Source organism: Lysobacter sp. CA199, from assembly GCF_052078715.1.
Classification (GTDB): Bacteria; Pseudomonadota; Gammaproteobacteria; order Xanthomonadales; family Xanthomonadaceae; genus Lysobacter.
In genome coordinates this window covers 196,622-213,522 of record NZ_JBQJIL010000008.1, presented here as the reverse complement: position 1 = coordinate 213,522, position 16,901 = coordinate 196,622, and the positions used below count along the sequence as shown (strand labels likewise).

At 66.8% G+C, this 16,901-nt stretch carries 17 protein-coding genes; 3 read left to right on the top strand and 14 right to left on the bottom strand.

The genetic code is table 11. From position 1 onward, the window contains the following. The first annotated feature begins 21 nt into the window (after positions 1-21). On the top strand, positions 22-363 hold the full coding sequence (locus ACTOWJ_RS15995; protein WP_441335787.1) for a DMT family protein: 342 nt from the start codon (positions 22-24) through the stop codon (positions 361-363). Between the two features lie 51 nt (positions 364-414). Here the strand turns inward: ACTOWJ_RS15995 and ACTOWJ_RS15990 are convergent, their stop codons facing one another. The 7 genes from ACTOWJ_RS15990 to nudE form a co-directional block, all read right to left on the bottom strand. Beyond that, positions 415-1,029 carry a hypothetical protein gene (locus tag ACTOWJ_RS15990; RefSeq protein WP_441335621.1) on the bottom strand — a complete coding sequence of 205 codons (615 nt, stop codon included), beginning with the start codon at positions 1,027-1,029 and terminating at the stop codon, positions 415-417. Positions 1,030-1,043: 14 nt separating this feature from the next. Beyond that, positions 1,044-1,349 carry an Mpo1-like protein gene (locus ACTOWJ_RS15985; protein WP_441335620.1) on the bottom strand — a complete coding sequence of 102 codons (306 nt, stop codon included), beginning with the start codon at positions 1,347-1,349 and terminating at the stop codon, positions 1,044-1,046. A gap of 46 nt (positions 1,350-1,395) precedes the next feature. Next, complete coding sequence (locus ACTOWJ_RS15980) at positions 1,396-1,626, bottom strand: hypothetical protein (protein ID WP_441335619.1); 231 nt, start codon at positions 1,624-1,626, stop codon at positions 1,396-1,398. 368 nt (positions 1,627-1,994) lie between these two features. After that, entirely contained in the window at positions 1,995-2,321 is a 327-nt protein-coding gene (locus tag ACTOWJ_RS15975) for a YnfA family protein (protein ID WP_441335618.1), read from the bottom strand. Between the two features lie 390 nt (positions 2,322-2,711). Beyond that, the gene (mazG, locus tag ACTOWJ_RS15970) at positions 2,712-3,548 is read right to left on the bottom strand and encodes a nucleoside triphosphate pyrophosphohydrolase (protein WP_441335617.1); all 837 of its coding nucleotides are present in this window, start codon (positions 3,546-3,548) and stop codon (positions 2,712-2,714) included. Further along, positions 3,541-4,368: a 3'(2'),5'-bisphosphate nucleotidase CysQ gene (cysQ, locus tag ACTOWJ_RS15965; protein WP_441335616.1), complete on the bottom strand. Its 828-nt coding sequence runs from the start codon at positions 4,366-4,368 to the stop codon at positions 3,541-3,543. Before cysQ ends, mazG begins: the two co-directional genes overlap by 8 nt. Continuing rightward, positions 4,365-4,976, bottom strand: a complete 612-nt coding sequence (gene nudE, locus ACTOWJ_RS15960) for an ADP compounds hydrolase NudE (protein ID WP_441335615.1) — start codon at positions 4,974-4,976, stop codon at positions 4,365-4,367. The genes cysQ and nudE overlap by 4 nt, the downstream gene beginning before the upstream one ends. A gap of 107 nt (positions 4,977-5,083) precedes the next feature. Between nudE and bioA the strand changes: the two genes are divergently transcribed. After that, positions 5,084-6,484 (top strand): adenosylmethionine--8-amino-7-oxononanoate transaminase, encoded by a 1,401-nt coding sequence (gene bioA, locus ACTOWJ_RS15955; RefSeq protein ID WP_441335614.1) that lies wholly within the window; start codon positions 5,084-5,086, stop codon positions 6,482-6,484. Then, on the top strand, positions 6,475-7,212 hold the full coding sequence (locus ACTOWJ_RS15950; RefSeq protein WP_441335613.1) for a 16S rRNA (uracil(1498)-N(3))-methyltransferase: 738 nt from the start codon (positions 6,475-6,477) through the stop codon (positions 7,210-7,212). The genes bioA and ACTOWJ_RS15950 overlap by 10 nt, the downstream gene beginning before the upstream one ends. 45 nt (positions 7,213-7,257) lie before the next feature. Here the strand turns inward: ACTOWJ_RS15950 and ACTOWJ_RS15945 are convergent, their stop codons facing one another. The 7 genes from ACTOWJ_RS15945 to ACTOWJ_RS15915 all read right to left on the bottom strand — a co-directional run bounded on the left by ACTOWJ_RS15945 (position 7,258) and on the right by ACTOWJ_RS15915 (position 16,892). Next, a complete protein-coding gene (locus tag ACTOWJ_RS15945) occupies positions 7,258-9,852 on the bottom strand; it encodes an ATP-binding protein (RefSeq protein WP_441335612.1) in 2,595 nt (864 codons plus the stop codon). 328 nt (positions 9,853-10,180) lie between these two features. Then, complete coding sequence (locus ACTOWJ_RS15940) at positions 10,181-10,642, bottom strand: chemotaxis protein CheX (protein ID WP_441335611.1); 462 nt, start codon at positions 10,640-10,642, stop codon at positions 10,181-10,183. Then, positions 10,639-11,010, bottom strand: a complete 372-nt coding sequence (locus ACTOWJ_RS15935; RefSeq protein WP_441335610.1) for a response regulator — start codon at positions 11,008-11,010, stop codon at positions 10,639-10,641. Before ACTOWJ_RS15935 ends, ACTOWJ_RS15940 begins: the two co-directional genes overlap by 4 nt. 12 nt (positions 11,011-11,022) lie before the next feature. Beyond that, on the bottom strand, positions 11,023-13,188 hold the full coding sequence (locus ACTOWJ_RS15930; protein ID WP_441335609.1) for an ATP-binding protein: 2,166 nt from the start codon (positions 13,186-13,188) through the stop codon (positions 11,023-11,025). A 61-nt stretch (positions 13,189-13,249) separates the two neighbouring features. Beyond that, on the bottom strand, positions 13,250-14,413 hold the full coding sequence (locus tag ACTOWJ_RS15925; RefSeq protein WP_441335608.1) for an OprO/OprP family phosphate-selective porin: 1,164 nt from the start codon (positions 14,411-14,413) through the stop codon (positions 13,250-13,252). Between the two features lie 848 nt (positions 14,414-15,261). Continuing rightward, positions 15,262-16,347 carry an acyltransferase family protein gene (locus tag ACTOWJ_RS15920; RefSeq protein ID WP_441335607.1) on the bottom strand — a complete coding sequence of 362 codons (1,086 nt, stop codon included), beginning with the start codon at positions 16,345-16,347 and terminating at the stop codon, positions 15,262-15,264. 26 nt (positions 16,348-16,373) lie between these two features. Then, a complete protein-coding gene (locus tag ACTOWJ_RS15915; RefSeq protein ID WP_441335606.1) occupies positions 16,374-16,892 on the bottom strand; it encodes a chemotaxis protein CheW in 519 nt (172 codons plus the stop codon). Between the last annotated feature and the right edge of the window lie 9 nt (positions 16,893-16,901).

The window sequence follows — 16,901 nt, the reverse complement described above, 5'->3', positions numbered from 1 at the left end:
TGCCCTCTGGGCACTCAATCGATGCTCGCCGACCGTCTGTACCCGATCTTGCTGCTGCTGGGCTCCAACATTTTCATGACCTTCGCCTGGTACGGCCACCTGAAGTACAAGTCCTCGCCGCTGGTGATCGCCATCGCGGTCAGCTGGGGCATCGCCTTGTTCGAGTACTGCCTGCAGGTGCCGGCCAACCGCATGGGCAGCGCGGTCTACTCGGCGCCGCAGCTCAAGGGCATGCAGGAGGTCATCACCTTGCTGGTGTTCGCCGGATTCTCGGCCTGGTACCTGGGCGAGCCGCTGAAATGGAACCACTGGGCCGGGTTCGGGCTGATCGTGGTGGCGGCCTGGCTGATCTTTCTGGATTGAGACAGCGGTGAACCGAAGCGGGGCCCCGGCACTGGGCGCGGCGAAGCGGGCTCAGGGCCCGCACAGGGATTCGACCAGAACCTCGCGTTGCCACTGCTGGCCGCCGGCCCGCACGGTCAGCCGCGCGTTCCACAACACCCGGGTGCTGGCATCGGCGTGTTCGCGCGCATGCAACGCGCGCGAGGCCGGCACGGCGGTCCAGCCGCCCTGCTCGTCCTCGACCTGCAACCGCGGCGGCCGCAGGCGCAGGTAGGCCGACACCCGCTCGGCCGGCACCGACCAGACCAGATCGGCCCCGCGCTGGCGCCGCAAGGTGGTGGATTCCACGTCGAACCGGCCATCGCTGCGGCGCAAGGCCACAGGCTGGCCGTCGAGCGACAGAAACAAGGCCGGCCAAGTCGCCGGATCCGCATCGTCGCCGTCGTTCTCACGCCACACCGTGGCGATCACCGCATCGCCCTCGGCCGGGGTCGGCGCGGCCGGGCGCATCCGCACGATCGGGCAGGTCTTGCTGTCCATCGCCGCGTCCAGCCAGGCCGAACGGCGCATCGGCAGGTCGGGCGAAACGGCGTGCGCGGCCGTCGTCATCGACATGAGCACGGCCGCGACGAGGAAGCCGAGCGACGCCGCCGGCTTGCCTTCGTGCGCCGCGCGGCTCGGCCCCATGCCTCGGCGCCGCCTCAGAACCTGATCTTGCCGGTCAAAATATCCTTGAACATCACCCAATCCCCGGCAAAGGAATAAAACGGGTATTTGAAGGTCGCCGGCCGGTTCTTCTCGAAGAAGAAATGCCCGACCCAGGCGAAACCGTAACCGCAGAACAAGGCCGCCAGCAGCAGCCACGGCCGCGCCTGGAACACGGCCAGCGCGAACAGCGTCAACACCCCGCAACTGCCGATGAAATGCAGCCGCCGGCTGGTGCGGTTGCTGTGTTCGCTCAAATAGAACGGATAGAACTCGCGAAAGCTTGCGAACCGGCTGGCCATCGATTTCTCCTATCGGCTGCATGTCTGGATTGCCGGGCCGAACCGGCTACTTCAGTTGTCGCCGCAAACGAAGTTGCCGCCACGCCACCACGACCGCGAACACGACCAGGATCGCTCCCATCGCGGTCAAAGCGTTGAACCAGCCGCGCTCGCTCAGGCCGAAATAAAACAGTACCGCCCCCAGCAACAGCGGAAATATCACCAACACGACACTTCCGCGGCGGGCGTGGCGGAAACTGGCTTCGCTGTTGGCGATCAGGGCGTCGCTGCGGCGCACGCGCGGCTCGCATTCGTCCGAACAGACCAGGGGACGGTCCGATCTCGCGCACGCATTGCGCGCATACGCCGCGCCCGCAGGAACGGCAGATGCCGAGCGCTTCGGTGGGAGCGTGGCGGTAGCAGTGCATGGGCCGACTCGGCGGGCGACGGCCCGATCCTGCGCCTGGACGCGCGAGGCTTCAAGTCGCCGGGCGAATTCCGCAATCTTTTGCGGAAGGGGCTTGGGCCCCGACGCTGTTCGATCAGGCCTGTGTCAGATCAGGCCAGTGCAAATTCGTGTCGGCGCTGAAGCCTCCCACAAAGACACCGGAGCGCTCACAAGAGGCGACCGTGTTCGATCCGCGGCCTTCGGCCCGACCGATGGGTTCAACCCGCCCGTGGCGAAAACATGATCACCGCCATCCCGGCCAGGCACAGGCCCGCACCCAGCAGGTCCCAACGCGTGGGCTTGATCGAATCGACCCACCACAGCCAGAAGATCGCCACGGTAATGTAGACGCCGCCGTAGGCCGCATAGACGCGACCCGACGCGGTGGGATGCAGGCTCAACAGCCAGGCGAACAAGGCCAGGCTCGCCGCCGCCGGCAACAACAGCCAAGCGCTGCCGCTCTTGCGCAGCCACAGGTACGGCAGATAGCAACCGACGATTTCGGCCACGGCGGTGAGCAGGAACAACAGGAAGGTCTTGAGCATGACGGCGTTCCGGCGGTGAGTGTCTGTGCCGTGAAGGGGCGCAGTGGCGGACAGGAAGGCGTCGGGCCTGAAGGCCCTCCCACAAAAGACTTCGTAGCTGCGCGGTTTTGTGGGAAGACCTTCTTTCGAAGCCTCAAGGTCTTGTGGGAAGGCCTTCTTTCAAAGCCGCGAGCTTTTGTGGGAAGACCTTCTTTCGAAGCCGCGAGCTTTTGTGGGAAGGCCTTCTTTCAAAGCCGCGAGCCTTTGTGGGAAGGCCTTCCATCGAAGCTGCAAGGTTTTGCAGGAAGCCTTCTTTCGAAGCCTCGAGGTTTTTGTGGGAGGGCCTTCAGGCCCGACGCTTTCCGCTCAGGTCGCCGGCAATTGGCAGGACCGCACAACCCCGCGCTCCGCTCACTCGCCGCGCTCGGCCCGCTTGGCCTTGTCCCAGTACGCGTCCTGCCCTTCCAGCGGCAATTCGGCCAGCGACAATCCATCCTGCGCGGCCAGCAACTCCATCGCTCGGAAGCGTCGCTCGAACTTGAGATTGGCGCGGCGCAGCGCGCCGCCGACGTCGACCTTGCCGTGCCGGGCCAGATTGGCGCAGACGAACAGCACGTCGCCGATCTCGTCCTCCAGCCGGTCGCGCGCGGCCGCATCGTCCGGCGCGGCGGCGACGGCATCGAACTCGGCGCGGACCTCGTCGATTTCCTCGTGCAGCTTGGCGATCACCGGCGTCACGCCGGGCCAATCGAAACCCACCGTGGCAGCGCGCTTTTGCAGCTTCACTGCACGCTGCCATTCCGGCAGGCCGCGCGCGATCCCGGCCAGGGCCGAGGTGTCGGCCTCGCCCGAGGCCTCGCGCTCGCGGCGCTTGAGTTCTTCCCAGGCCACCGTCTGCGCGTCGGCGTCCTCGACGCTGGCATCGCCGAACACGTGCGGATGCCGGCGCAGCATCTTGTCGCTGATCGCCGCGACCACCTCGTCGAAACCGAACTCGCCCTGTTCCTGCGCCATGCGCGAATGGAACACCACCTGCAGCAGCAGATCGCCGAGTTCGTCCTTCAGCGCGGCCAGATCCTGGCGATCGATCGCGTCGGCGACTTCGTAGGCTTCCTCGATCGTGTACGGCGCGATCGTGGCGAAGGTCTGTTCGATGTCCCACGGGCAGCCGCGTTCGCGATCGCGCAAGCGCGCCATGATCTCGAGCAAGCCGGCGATGCCCGGCGGCAGATTCAATACCTCAGCCATCTCGCCATTCCTTCCACGGCAGCGCGCGATCGCCCAGCGCGATGAAGTCGCCGTTGAGCAGATGATCGCGCTGGTTGTAACGGAACGGCCGGCCGCTCGGATCCAACACCGCGCCGCCGGCCGATTCGAGCACGCATTGCCCGGCCGCGGTGTCCCACTCGCTGGTCGGGCCGAAGCGTGGATACAGGTCCAGCGCGCCCTCGGCGATGCGGCAGAATTTCAACGAGGAACCCAGGCTGACCATGCGGATTCCGCCGGCCGCCTCGCGGTGCGCGCGGACCAGGAAATCGTCGCTGCGCTGGCTGTGGTGCGAACGGCTCGCCGCCACCCGCAGCGGTTGCGCGGGCGGCACCTGCGCGCGCACCTGCACTTGCACATCGCCATCGCGGCGATAAGCGCCGCCGCCGCGCTGGCCATGCCACAACGCGCCGCCGACCGGCGCCAGCACCAGGCCGAACACGGCCACGCCGTCTTCGATCAAAGCCAGATTCACCGAGAACTCGCCGTTGCGCTTGACGAACTCGCGAGTGCCGTCGAGCGGATCGACCAACCACAGGCGCGTCCATTGCCGGCGCTGCTCGAGCCCGATCTCCGCCGATTCCTCCGACAGCACCGGAATCTGCGGCGTCAGCCGGGCCAGCCCGTCGACGATCACATGATGCGCGGCCATGTCGGCCGCAGTCACCGGCGAGGCATCGGCCTTGCGTTCTACTTCGAATTCGCCGTCGTACACCGTCAGGATCGCCGCGGCCGCGGCGCGCGCGATTTCGATCGCGCCCTCGGTCAGCGCGCGGTCGTCTAGGCCCGCGACCAGGCTCATGGCGCCGGCGCGTCGGTCGCGCCCGCTGTCGGATACGGCTGCGGCGCCGGCTCGCCGTTGCGCAGCCATTCGCGGGCGATGAACAACGCGGCAATGCTGCGGCCTTCGGAGAAGTCCTCGCGCAGGATCAGTTCGTGCAGGTCGTCGAGCTTGAACGGCACCACCTCGAGCTCTTCGGGCTCGTCGCCGGGCAGACGCTCGGGATACAGATCGCGCGCCAGCACCAGATGCGCCTGATGGCTCATATAGGTGGGCGCCAGGGTCAGCGAACGCAGCACGGTCAGTGAACGCGCACCGTAACCGGCTTCTTCCTTGAGTTCGCGGTTGGCCGCCTCGATCGCATTCTCGCCCGCGTCGATCCGGCCCTTGACCAGACCTAACTCGTAGCGATGCACGCCCGCGGCGTATTCGCGCACCAACAGAACGGTGTCTGCATCCAGCATCGGCACGACGATCACCGCGCCTGGACCGGCCGTGCGGTTGCGCCCGTGCAGGCGTTCGTACTGGCGACGCTCGCCGTTGGAAAACTCCAGGTCGAGCGACTCCATCCGGTACGGGCCGGCCTGGTGCTCGGTGACGCTGTGGATGATCGGCAGCCGTCGACTCATGGCGCCGCTCCAAACACCAGCGATCCGAGCCTGAGCGATCCGGGCATGAGCAAGGAGCGGAAAGGCACGATAATAGGGGGATGCGAGAGATCACTCACGACCCACAGATGCTAACAGAGCCGGGCATTGCTGCGGCGGACTCCTGGCGCGAACGCGACCTGAAGGTGCTCTGGCACCCCTGCACGCAGATGCGCGAACACCCCCACACCCTGCCCCTGCTGCCGATCGCCAGCGGCCGCGGCCCCTGGCTGATCGGCCAGGACGGCCGCCGCTACCTGGATGCGATTTCCAGTTGGTGGACCAATCTGTTCGGCCATGCCGAGCCGCGCATCGCCCAGGCCATCGCGACCCAGGCGCAGACGCTGGAACACGTGATCCTGGCCGGCTGCTCGCACCCGCCCGCGGTCGAGCTGGCCGAGCGCCTGCTGGCGATCGCGCCGCGCCAACAAGGCCGCGCGCCGCTGAGCAAGGTGTTCTACGCCGACAACGGCTCGGCCGGGGTCGAGGTGGCGCTGAAGATGGCCTTCCACTGGTTCCGCAACCGCGGCGTCGACGGGCGGACCAAGTTCATCGCCCTGGAAAACGGCTATCACGGCGAGACGCTCGGCGCGCTCGCGGTCGGCGATATTCCGCTGTATCGGCGGATTTACGCGCCGTTGCTCGCCGAGTCGATCTTCGCGCCCTCGCCCGACGCGTATACGTGCGAACCCGGCGAAAGCCCGGCCGACCGCGCGCGCCGGGCCGCGCAGGCTTTGCGCGAATTGCTCGCACGCCATGCCGATGAAGTCTGCGCGTTGATCCTGGAGCCGCGCGTGCAGTGCGCCGGCGGCATGCGCATGCACGATCCGCTGTATCTCAAGCTGGCGCGCGAACTGTGCGACGCGCACGGCGTGTTCCTGATCGCCGACGAGATCGCGGTGGGCTTCGGCCGCACCGGCACGATGTTCGCGAGCGAACAATCCGGCGTCATGCCGGACCTGTTGTGCCTGTCCAAGGGTTTGACCGGCGGCGCGCTGCCGCTGGCGGCGGTGCTGACCACGCAGGATATCTACGACGGTTTCCTCGACGATTCGCGCGAGCGCGCCTTCCTGCATTCGCACAGCTACACCGGCAATCCGCTGGCCTGCGCGGCGGCGCTGGCCAGCCTGGACATCTTCCGCGACGACGCGGTGATCGAGCGCAACCGCGCAACCGCGGCGCGCATGAGCGCGCTCGCGGCCGCCTTCGCCGACCACCCGCACGTGGCCGACGTGCGCCAGGCCGGCATGATCGTCGCCTTCGAACTCACCCGCGGCGGCGACAAACGCACACCGTTCGATGCAGCCGCGCGGATCGGCCTGCGCGCCTATCGCGCCGCGCTCGAACGCGGCGTGCTGCTGCGGCCGCTGGGCGACATCTTGTATTGGATGCCGCCCTACTCGATCGACGAAGAAGCCTTGCAACTGCTCGCCGCGACCACCCGCGCGGCGATCGACCACGCCGTGCAGGAGGCCGACGCATGCGCCTGACCCGAGTCCACGTCGATGCCGCGCTCTCGCCCGGCACCGAGGTCGCGTTGCCCGAGGGCCCGGCCACCCATCTGGCGCGCGTGTTGCGTCACGAAGTCGGCGATGCCTGCGTGCTGTTCAACGGCGATGGCCGCGATTATCACGGCCGGATCAGCGCGGTGAGCAAGCGCGAAGTGCGCGTGGAAATTCTTTCCGCCGAAGACGTCGCGCGCGAATCGCCGCTGGGCTTGCACCTGCTGCAAGGCGTGGCGCGCGGAGAGAAGATGGATCTGATCCTGCAGAAAGCCACCGAACTCGGCGTCGCCGCGGTGCTGCCGCTGTGGTCGCAGCGCAGCGAGGTCAAGCTCGATGAAGCGCGCGCGGAAAAGCGCCTGGCGCACTGGCGCAGCGTGGTCGCCTCGGCCTGCGAACAAAGCGGCCGCGCCCGCGTGCCCGAGGTCGCCGCGCCGCGTTCGCTGACCGCGACCCTGGCGGCATTGCCCGCCGGCGGTACGCGTCTGATTCTCGACCCGGACGGCGAACTGACATTCGCCACGCTGCAGATCGCCGCGGCCACGCCGGTGCTGTTGGCGATCGGTCCGGAAGGCGGATGGTCGCCGCTGGATCGCCAGCAACTGCGCGATGCGGGTTTCCAGGGATTGCGCCTGGGCCCGCGCATCCTGCGCACCGAAACCGCCGGGCTGGCGGCGATCGCGGCCTTGCAGGCGCGCTTCGGCGATCTGGCCTGACGCCTGCGCGGCGGCGGTGTCGCCGCCGCGCGGACGGCCGATCGCTCAGGCCTGCGGCCAACGCATGCGGAACTCGCTCGATTTTCCAGGCGCGGTCGCCAGCGACATGCGCGCTTGCAGGGCGCGGATCCGCTCCATCACCATCGGCAGCCCCAGACCGCGGCTGCCACTGCCGTCGTTGGCCACCGCCGTGGTCACGCCGGATTCGAATACCTTCAAGATCGCATCGCGCTCGCTCATGCGGCCGACTTCATCGGCTCGATAACGGCCGTCGCGCAGCAACGCGGTACGCAAACGCACCAGGTTGATGCCGCGCCCGTCGTCGCGCACGCCGAACTGCCACGGGCCGGCCTCGTCGCGACTCAAGGTCAGCCGCACCACGCCGACCGGATCCTTGCCGACGCGCCGGCGCATCGACATGGACTCGACCCCGTGGGTCACCGCATTGCCGATCAGTTCCAGGCCGACCTCGCGCAGAATTCCCATCGTCGGCGCCGGCAGTTGTTCGAACAGATCCAACACCGCCTCCACCCGCACCGACTTGCCCTGTTGTCCGGCCAGGCGCCGCGCATGCGCGGCCCAATCGACGAACGCCGCCTTGGCCGGCGTCAACACCGCATCGCCGCCGCCGGACAGGGTCAGCAAGGGAATCAGGCCGAACGGATCTTCGACGTCGACTTCGGGCGAGGCGATGCCGAGCCGGCACCCATCGTCCGGCGGGACAGCGATCGACCGGTCGAACGAAGCGCCGTTCGCCGTCGCGCTTGCCGCAACGCGCTCGGAGCCGGTGCCCTCGTCCGGCGGTGGCGTCGGAGCATCGCTGCGTAAGCGCGGGGCTTCGGCGATGGAGGTGTCCGTCTGAGTGACGGCCGACGCATCCTGGGTGGCGACCGGTTCGGCAGGCTTCATCGACTGCGCTGATTGCACCGAAGCCTGGGCCGACGGCGGAGAGCGCGGCGGCGCATCGATCGCCGGGCTCGGCGGATCGGGATCGCGCGCGCCTGCGGCATCGCTTTGCGTTCGTCCGAACAGGTCCTTCGGCGGTTTCGCATCGCTGGCATCCGCTGCGACAAGTTTCGAACCAAGATCCGAATCGCCCGCCGCCGCCGACAGACGCGAGTCCGACTTCACGGCATCGGCCGGATTGCCCGCCGACGGCCGCGCCTGCGGTTCTTCATCCGACAACACCATCCTGCGCGACTGCATGCGCGCGAGAAACGCGACCGCTCGCTCATGCCCACCGGCGACAGTGGTTGCGATCGCGATCGGTGGTTGCAGCGCCGGCTTCGATGGGACCGGATCGATCGGAGCGTGCCTGATCGGTTCGGGAACCATCGCAGCGGGCCTGACCGACACCGGTTCGCTCACCAATCCTGTCGCCGACTTCGATGCCGCCTCACCCGCAATTGCTTGCGCTGCGGCTGGCGAAACCGCGGGCACAGGCGGCGCGTGGCTCCGCGCGGAAGCCGCCGACGCCAGGCCGGTAGCGTCTGGCACAGGCGCGGCCAACGCGGGCCGACCGCCATCGTCGGAAACCTTGCGCGGGCCGGGCGTCATCGCCGCCGGAGCCGTCCTGCGTTCGACCTGCGCCAACAACTCGCGCATCGTGGCGATGCGTTCGCCCAGATGCTCGACATGCGCGGCCAAACGTTGTCCGTCCTCGTAGCCGTAGTCCGCGCGGTCGCTCAACTCGGTCAGATCCAGTTCCAGACAATGCGCCGGCGTCTCGATCAGATCCAGATCGATCTCGCCGGCTTCGCGCTTGAGCAATTGCGCCTCGGTGAGCAAGGCCCGATAAGACGCATCGCGCTCGTTCGCGCCGCTCGCCACCGCCAGACGCTGCAACCGCACGCGGATCCGCTCCAACACCGCCACGCCGTGATCCAGGCCGGCGCGAATCTGCGCGCCATCGCGCCCCAGCACCCGCACCAGCCCTTCGATCTGGGCTCGCAAGCGCAGTTTCGCGCCGGCCAGCTCCTTGTTCAGACGCAGACGGTCGCCGATGTCGCTGACCGAGACCAACAGATACTCGGCGACGCCGTCGCGTTCGATCCGCTCGAAGCGAAAACCCAATTGCGTCTGCCGCGACGGCGGGCCGGCGAACACGATTTCGGCCAGGGGATTGCGCGCCGACAAACGGCGGTCGCGTCCGCCATCGCCGAACAGCAGGCGCAGATAAGCGCGCACCGCGTCCAGGGTTTCGGCCGGCAGCATCGGCCGCAGCACTTCGATCAGGTCCATTCCCGGCCATAGTTTTCGTTGCAACACCTGCAGCAACGCCGGAGACACCGGATCTCGGATGATGAAATCGGCATCGATCAGGAACATCCCGTCGGGCATCGCCCGCAGCACTTCCTCGGCGCGCGCGCGCCACAACGCCTGCGCGTCGTCTTCGGCGCGCAGACGCCTCAATGGATCGACGATCAGGTAGACGACGGCCAACAGCAGCGACAATCCGCCGCCGATCAGAACCATCCACAAACCCCGCTGCGCGAACCCGGACGGCTCGGCATCGCTCAAGGCTTGCGCGATCAACACCGCCGCCGAGGCGCACACCACCGCCACGCACACCATGATCGCGGCGATCGCGCCGAACAGTCCAAGATATCGCCGCCGAGCGGCCGTCATCGCATCCAACATGCCTGCCTCCCGCCGTCCGCGGCGATGGTGGCGACACCGCCGGGGGCCGTAACCCGACCGGTGCCGCCATCACCGCCGCGCGCGTCGCTGTTCCCACCTCGTCCGCGTGCCGCCGCTCATGGCGCGGCGGACGCCGCACAGCGCGTCGCCATGTGTTCGCGTGCCGCGCCATCCCGTTCGCCGCTCAATCCGTAAGCGGCCGCCTCATGGATCGCGAAGGACGGCCCCGGGACGGGCACCGCATCGGCCCGTCGCTGCGCATCAGGGGCTGCGCGACGACAATGGTCCACCGTCGCCGAGACCGCCTTCGCAAACCGTTGCCGGCCGGTCAATCCAGTCGTTCGATATCGACCACCAGCGATGAGCTGTAGGTTTTCCAACTCACCATGATCACGTAAGGCCGTTTGCGCGAACCCGAGTTGCTGATCGCCCCGGCCGCGGTCTTGGGCACCGAGATTTCCATGTCGCCGCCGAAATGCTTGCGCGCGTTTCCGGCCAGGGTATTGGCCAGTTCACCGACGGTGTCGCGCAGATTGGCGTCGGACTGATCGCTCTCGTTCAACGCCAGCAGCAGATGCCGGATCATCGCGCGCGGCGCCGACACGGTGATGGTGCCGCGGAACTGCCCGCTGATCGCGATCTGGCCGCTGTAGTCGTACACCGGAACGGTCCCGCTGTTGTCGTCGAGGAAGGCCCCGCGCACCACCGCCGCCTCATGAGTGAGCTGATTGAAGTAATTCGTCACCGCATCGATGAAGACCTTGATCTCGGTTTCGTTGAGGTCGCTCATTGCGGCAGCATCTCCAGTAAGGCTTGGACCAGTTGGTCGTCGGTGAACGGTTTGTAGAGGAATCCGCGCGCGCCTTTCTTGAGCGCATTGATCGCGGTGGTTTTATCGCTCAGCGCCGACACGACGAGGATGTTGACGTTCTCGTCGATGGCGGCGATCTGCTCGGTGCACTCCACCCCACCCAGTTCGGGCATGGTCAAGTCCATCGTCACCACGTTGGGACGGTGGCGCACGAACAAGTTCAGCGCCTCGGCGCCGTTGCGCGCCTGACCGACGATCTCCAGCCCAGGCAGGCGCGTATCGTTCGCCAGGCGCGCGATGCGCTGGCGAATCACATTGGAGTCGTCGACGATCAATAGCTTCATCATGGTCTGGACTCGTCAGAAAGAGAGCTGGAACTCGCCGGAATCCACCGGTGCGTTCGGAGCGACGGGCGCGGCGGCGGGCCTGATCTCGGCCACCGGCAAGCGGATACGGAATTCGGTATAGGCGCCGACCTTGGTCGCCAGCGAGATCGTCCCCGACATCGCGCGCACCTGTTTCATCACCAGGTCCATGCCGACGCCGTGCCCGGAGTCGCGATCGCCTCCGTCGGTGGCGGTGGACACGCCGGGCTCGAAGATCTTCATGATCGCGTCGCGATCGCTGAGCGCGGACAACTGCTCCGGCGTGTACTGCGCGGAGTTGGCCAACGCGGCGCGCACGCGCTTGGCGTCGATGCCGCGGCCGTCGTCGCGCGCCACCAATTCGATCTGGCGGCTGCCGATGTCCTCGCTGCGGAAGCTGATGGTACCGACCGGCGACTTGGCCACCGCCCGGCGCTCTTCGACCGGCTCGATGCCGTGTGCCACGGCGTTGCGCAGCAGCTGCAGGCCAATCGTGCGCAACGCATTCAGCGGCTCGGCCGGAACCCGGTCGAAGGCTTCCAGTTGCATGTCCAACTGCACCTGCTTGCCCTGTTCGCGGGCAATGCGCTCGGCGAGCCCGCGCCAGCCCTCCACCGCGCGCTGCGACGGCGAAGCCGCGCTGACCCGGGGTTCGGCGCTGTCGCGGCTGCCGTTGATCCTGTCGAGAAACTCGCGAATGGTCGTCACGCACTCGAACATATCGTCCAAGTGCACGGTCATCTTGACCATGTCGCTGCCCTCGACGCTGCCGCGATCGCGCAGGCCGATCAGGTCGACTTCGAAGTTGTGCGCCAGCGCTTCGATCATCTCCAGCCCCAACGCCGCCGCCTCGCTCTTGAGCGAGTGCACATCGCGGAAGATCGCATTGACCAGTTCGCTGTAGTCGGTTCCGCTGCGGCGCGCGGCGGCCTGGCGCAAATCGTCGTTGACCCGTTCGAGCACCACGCCGATGCGGTGCAGGAAGAAGCGCACTTCGCTGGATTCGCGGCTGAGCACGCGCAGCAGACCTTCCATTTCCTCGCGGGTGCGGGTCTTGGCCGCGGCGATCTCGTTGGTCAGGCGCACGCGTTCGGTCGCATCGGACACGGTCACCAGCAGATAGACCGTGCCCTCGCTTTCCTGCACGCGGTTGAACTGGAAATTGAGATAACGCGGCTGCGGTTGGCCGCGGCCGTCGCTGCCACCGGCCACCGGAACTTCCGACAGCGGATTGAGGCTGGCGACCAGGTTTTCCTTGACCCGCTTGCCGAACAGCAGGCCCAGGTAGTCGCGCGTGGCCTCCAGAGTCTGTGGCGCGACCATCGGGCGCATCACCTCGATCAGGTTCATGCCCGGCTCGACTTTGCGCTGCATGATCTGCGACAACGAGGTCGACATCTGGTTGCCGATCATGAAGTCGCCGGTCACCAGGAACAGGCCTTCCTTCACCGTGGCCAGAATGTCGTCGGTCTGTTTGCGCGACTGGATCACCGCCCGGTCGCCGGCCAACAGGCGGCGGAAGGCGACCAAGGCGGTGAACAGGAAGTTCAGCACGATCAACGCCGCACCGATGGTCTGCGCGGTGCTCAAGCGCTGGTTGGCCTTTTCGGTGATCGCCTGCGAAGCGGCGACCTGTTTATTGAGCAAGCCGAACAGCTCGGTATTGTTGCCACGGCCGTAATCGATCGCCCGGGCCAGTTCGGCCGCATCGACCGTGTTGCCCGCGAGCAAGGGTTTCACATGCGCCTGGTACGGCGTCCATATCTTCGCGATTCGGCCGTTGAGATCGGCCATTTCCGCCGAGATGATGCCGCGATCCAGGCTGCCGTCTTCATCGCCCGGCAGCATCCCGCCGTCGCGGAACACGGTGATGGTGTTGCCGATCAGTTGCGAACGCTGTTTCAGCGTGTCACGGGTTTCCTGGTCGACCGGCCGGCCGGCCGCGAGGTCCTGCTGCATTTCCAGCATCGATCGCAAGACGATCTGCGAGGCGCTTCGCTCGGCGCCGGCGATGTCTCGGGCGTGCGTGCCTTGCGCGATCTGCTGCGACAACAGCAAGCTCGCACCGATCAACGACGCGGCGATGACCAGAAACAGGCTCACCGCCAGGATCAAAACGAAGTATCGCTTCCAGAACGTGCTGCCCTTGGCCTGTTGCATGATGGCTCCCCCTGTGAGCACCGCCGGCGACTACCGGCGCTGTCGCGCGTTGCGGCGTGTTTCAGAAATAGATCTGCAGGCGCAGCTCGGCGATGTTCGGATCCAGATCGATGCCGCGCCGCTTGCTGTCGACCATTACGTAGTTGGCCTGCAGCTTGAAGTGCTGGCCGATGTACCAGTTCACCCCGACCGTCCAATCGCTCTGTCGCCCACCGAAGGAGACATCGCGATCGTCCAGATCGACATGCGAGTAACGCGCGGCCAGTTCCACCGCGCCGTAGCCGTGTTTCGGCTTTACGTTGCCGAACGCCGCGCTCTTGTAGCTGCGCTTTTCTCCGGTCAGCACCCTCGCGGCGGAGACGTAGTAACCGTCGGCGCTGTAGTCGTTCAGGCCTTCGCGCTCGACGTCGATGCGCAGGTATTCGCCCTGCACCAACAGCGGGCCGTGTTGCCAGATCGCTTCCAGACCGAGCCGGTCGACGGTTTCGACCCTGCCCAGCGCGCCGGAGTCGACCAGGCGCACGTCGGTCAGGAACGCCTCCGGACGCACGCGCAACCGCGCCGAATCGTCGTCGTGCTTCTCGTTGGAAGCCGCGACGCCCAGGTGAATCACATCGCTGTCGGTCTTGAGCGGGTTGAACACCACGCGCGCGCCCAAAGTCCGGCCGTCGTTGTCGCCCTGCAGGTCGCCGCCGGTCATGAGCGCGGCGTTGAAGTACCAGCCGGCCAATTTTTCGTAGGTCCAGTCGACGCCCAGACGGCGCCCCTGGTAGACCATGCTCGCCGGCAGAGAACGCTCGAGGAACGTGGTCGAGGTGGTACCGACCGCGCTTTCTTCGTAACCCACCGGAGTCTTGAACTGGCCGATGCGCAGGTCGCCGCCGACCTCGTTGGACAGGCGCAGGAAGTTGTCGAGCCAAACCTTGCTCTTGAAGTCGTAACCGATGGCGACATCGAACACGCCGGGCTTGCGCAAGAACGCGTTGAGTTCCTGGCGCCGCCACGCGTCGTCGACGACGAAGCGTTCGCCGCCGTTGGGCAGGCGATCGTCGCCGAACCGGTTGTAGTCGTAGCTCAGATTGCCCCTGAGGCCGAGCTCCACGCCCGAATCGGTGGCCAGCTTGACCGGCCAGTCGCCCAGCAGGCTGTAGCTCGGCGCTTCCGCGCAAGCCGCGCCGGCAAACGCCAAAGACACCGCGCCCGCAAGCATGCTCTTGATCCGCATAATCGTTCCCCTGTGATTGCTTTTCGTCCGGCCTGGCCGGAGTTCGATTGCTGGTCGGATCGTCGGCTTGGCGAATGCTCCAAGCGACATCGCCGATTTCACGCAGTACCCGGTGGTCGCGGCCCTCATGACCGGATCGCGACGGCCGTGCTCCCACGGTTCGGTCGCAGCATTCGTTCCCCAACGTCTGCCGCGGCCTGCGTCGAGCCGCGCGTCGTTCGCCGATCCCACCTGCCCTGGATCGCGGCCGACGCGCCGCACTCGCCTTCCCCTTGCCTTCCCTACCTCGCACATCGGTCTCGCGAGGTGAATTGCGCGCTGCACATCACATCGCGGACTTTCAGTTCGCGCTCTCGATATCGATACGCACCCCACTTGTCCAGCAGGAAAAAACCGCGATGCAGCCTCAAACCGCATCACGCGTGCACATCAGGGATCGAATAGGTGTGTGAGGCGCACCGCGCGCACGCACAGTCGTTTCGATGCCGCGCGCAACGCTACGACATCGCGCCCGATTGAGGACCGCGGTCAGGAACCTCGTCGAATCAAACAGCTACCGTGGCGACACCGATGCGTTGCGATGGCGACGGGGATGCAAGCCGCGTTGCGCGATGAATCGCGCCGGCACGTTGGCCGCGCCAAGTAGCACCTGGCGATGTGTCCACGACCAAGGAGTCGAAAGAAGCATCGACAGTTGGCCTGCGGATCTTTGAAAAATGTGATGTAAATCACATTGCATTCATTTTGGGCGCGAGGGTGCTGTGCCTTATGACACGCTGTTTATCGCGTGCAGGCATACGCAGGAACGCCAGTGTTGCTTGCGCGTGCGGCGGCCGCCGCGCGGCCGCTCAGATCTTGAAATAGATGCGCCGCTTATCGAGCAGCTTGACCACCGCCCACCACAGTGCGACGAACACCAGCGCGAAGGCCAGCGACGGCAGATACGGACCGAACCGCGGCGTCATCCAGTCCGCGAAACCGTACCGGTAGATCGGTTCCAACCAGCCCATTGCGATCAGCAAGTACAACATCAACGCCGAACCGGCGTACGCGGTGATCGCGTTGACACCGAACGCGCGTCCGATCGGCGGCCAACCGGCACGGTCGATCAGTCCATGGAACAACGCCAGAATCCAGCACGACCAGCCGCTCGACCACAGCACGTAGGCCGGCGTCCACAGGTTCTTGTTGATCGGCTGGGCCTGGGAAACCGCCCAACCCGCGATCAGGCACGCCAGTCCGGCGATGCACAACGCGCGCAGTTCGCCGCGCCGCAGCCAGTCGCCCGCGCGCAGGCCCAGCAAGGTGGTGGCCAGGGCGCCGAGCGTGGATACCAGACCTTCGGGGTCGTGCCCGCGGCCGGTGGCGGCGTCGATCTGGTAGACGTGCGCGCCGAACAGCGCGTGATCGAAACGGCTGGCGATGTTCTCGAACGGCGCGTAGCTGCCGCCCGATGCAAGCAGCGCGGCGTAACCGCCCAGCAGAACGAAGAACCCGATCCATTGCGCCCGTGTCGGCACGTATAAGGCGATCGCGGCGGCCGCAGCGAAACACAGACCGATGCGCTGCAACACACCGGGCAGGCGCAGAGATTCCCGGCCCGTGACCCACATCGCGATCGCGTGCAGCAACAGGCCCAGGCCCAGGATGCGCAACGCGCGCCACAACGCCGGAGGCAACAGATCGGCCGCGGGCACGCCGCTCTCGCGACGCGGCATCATCGCCAGCGCGATCGACACGCCGACGATGAACAAGAACATCGGGAATACTTGATCGGTCGGGGTGAACCCGTTCCATTGCGCGTGCGACAGCGGCGCGTAGACGTGGCTCCAATCGCCGGGATCGTTGACCAGCAGCATCGCCGCGACGGTCAGACCGCGCAGCGCATCGACCGAAGCGTAGCGTTTGACCGCGGACGCGGACGGCTGCGGCATCGCGCCGCCCGGCTGCGGCGCCGCGCTCAAGCCGCTTGCGCGAGCGCTTCGCCGATCATCGCCTCGACCGCTTCCAGATCGGGCAGCAGCGCGGCATCGTCGTTGAGTTTCACCCGCGCCTGCACGCCGTGCGGGAGCACGTCGCCTTCGCGGCCGTCACGGCTGAGGCTGTCGGCGGCCACGGTGACCAGACGCGGGAAGCCCTGGGTCAGCAGCGCGAAATACGGCAGTCGCGACGCCGCGCTGAGCGCCTTGAGCACGACCACCTTGCTGCCCAGGCCGCCGGGCTCGCGGGCCAGGCCGGACAGTTCGCCGAACGCAACCAGCGGCAGGGTCCAACCGCGCCAGCGTATCTCGCCGAGCAACCAGCGCGGCACGCCGGAGATCGGCGCCGGCGGCGCATACGACAACACCTCGGCGATGGTCGCGTTGGGCAGCAGCAAACGCGCGCCGCCGACCTGGATCAGCACGCCGCGGATGTCGTTCTGGGCACCGGCCGCGGTGACATCGTCGGAGGCGTCGCTGATTGGATTTTCGTTCGACATCGCGCGGAT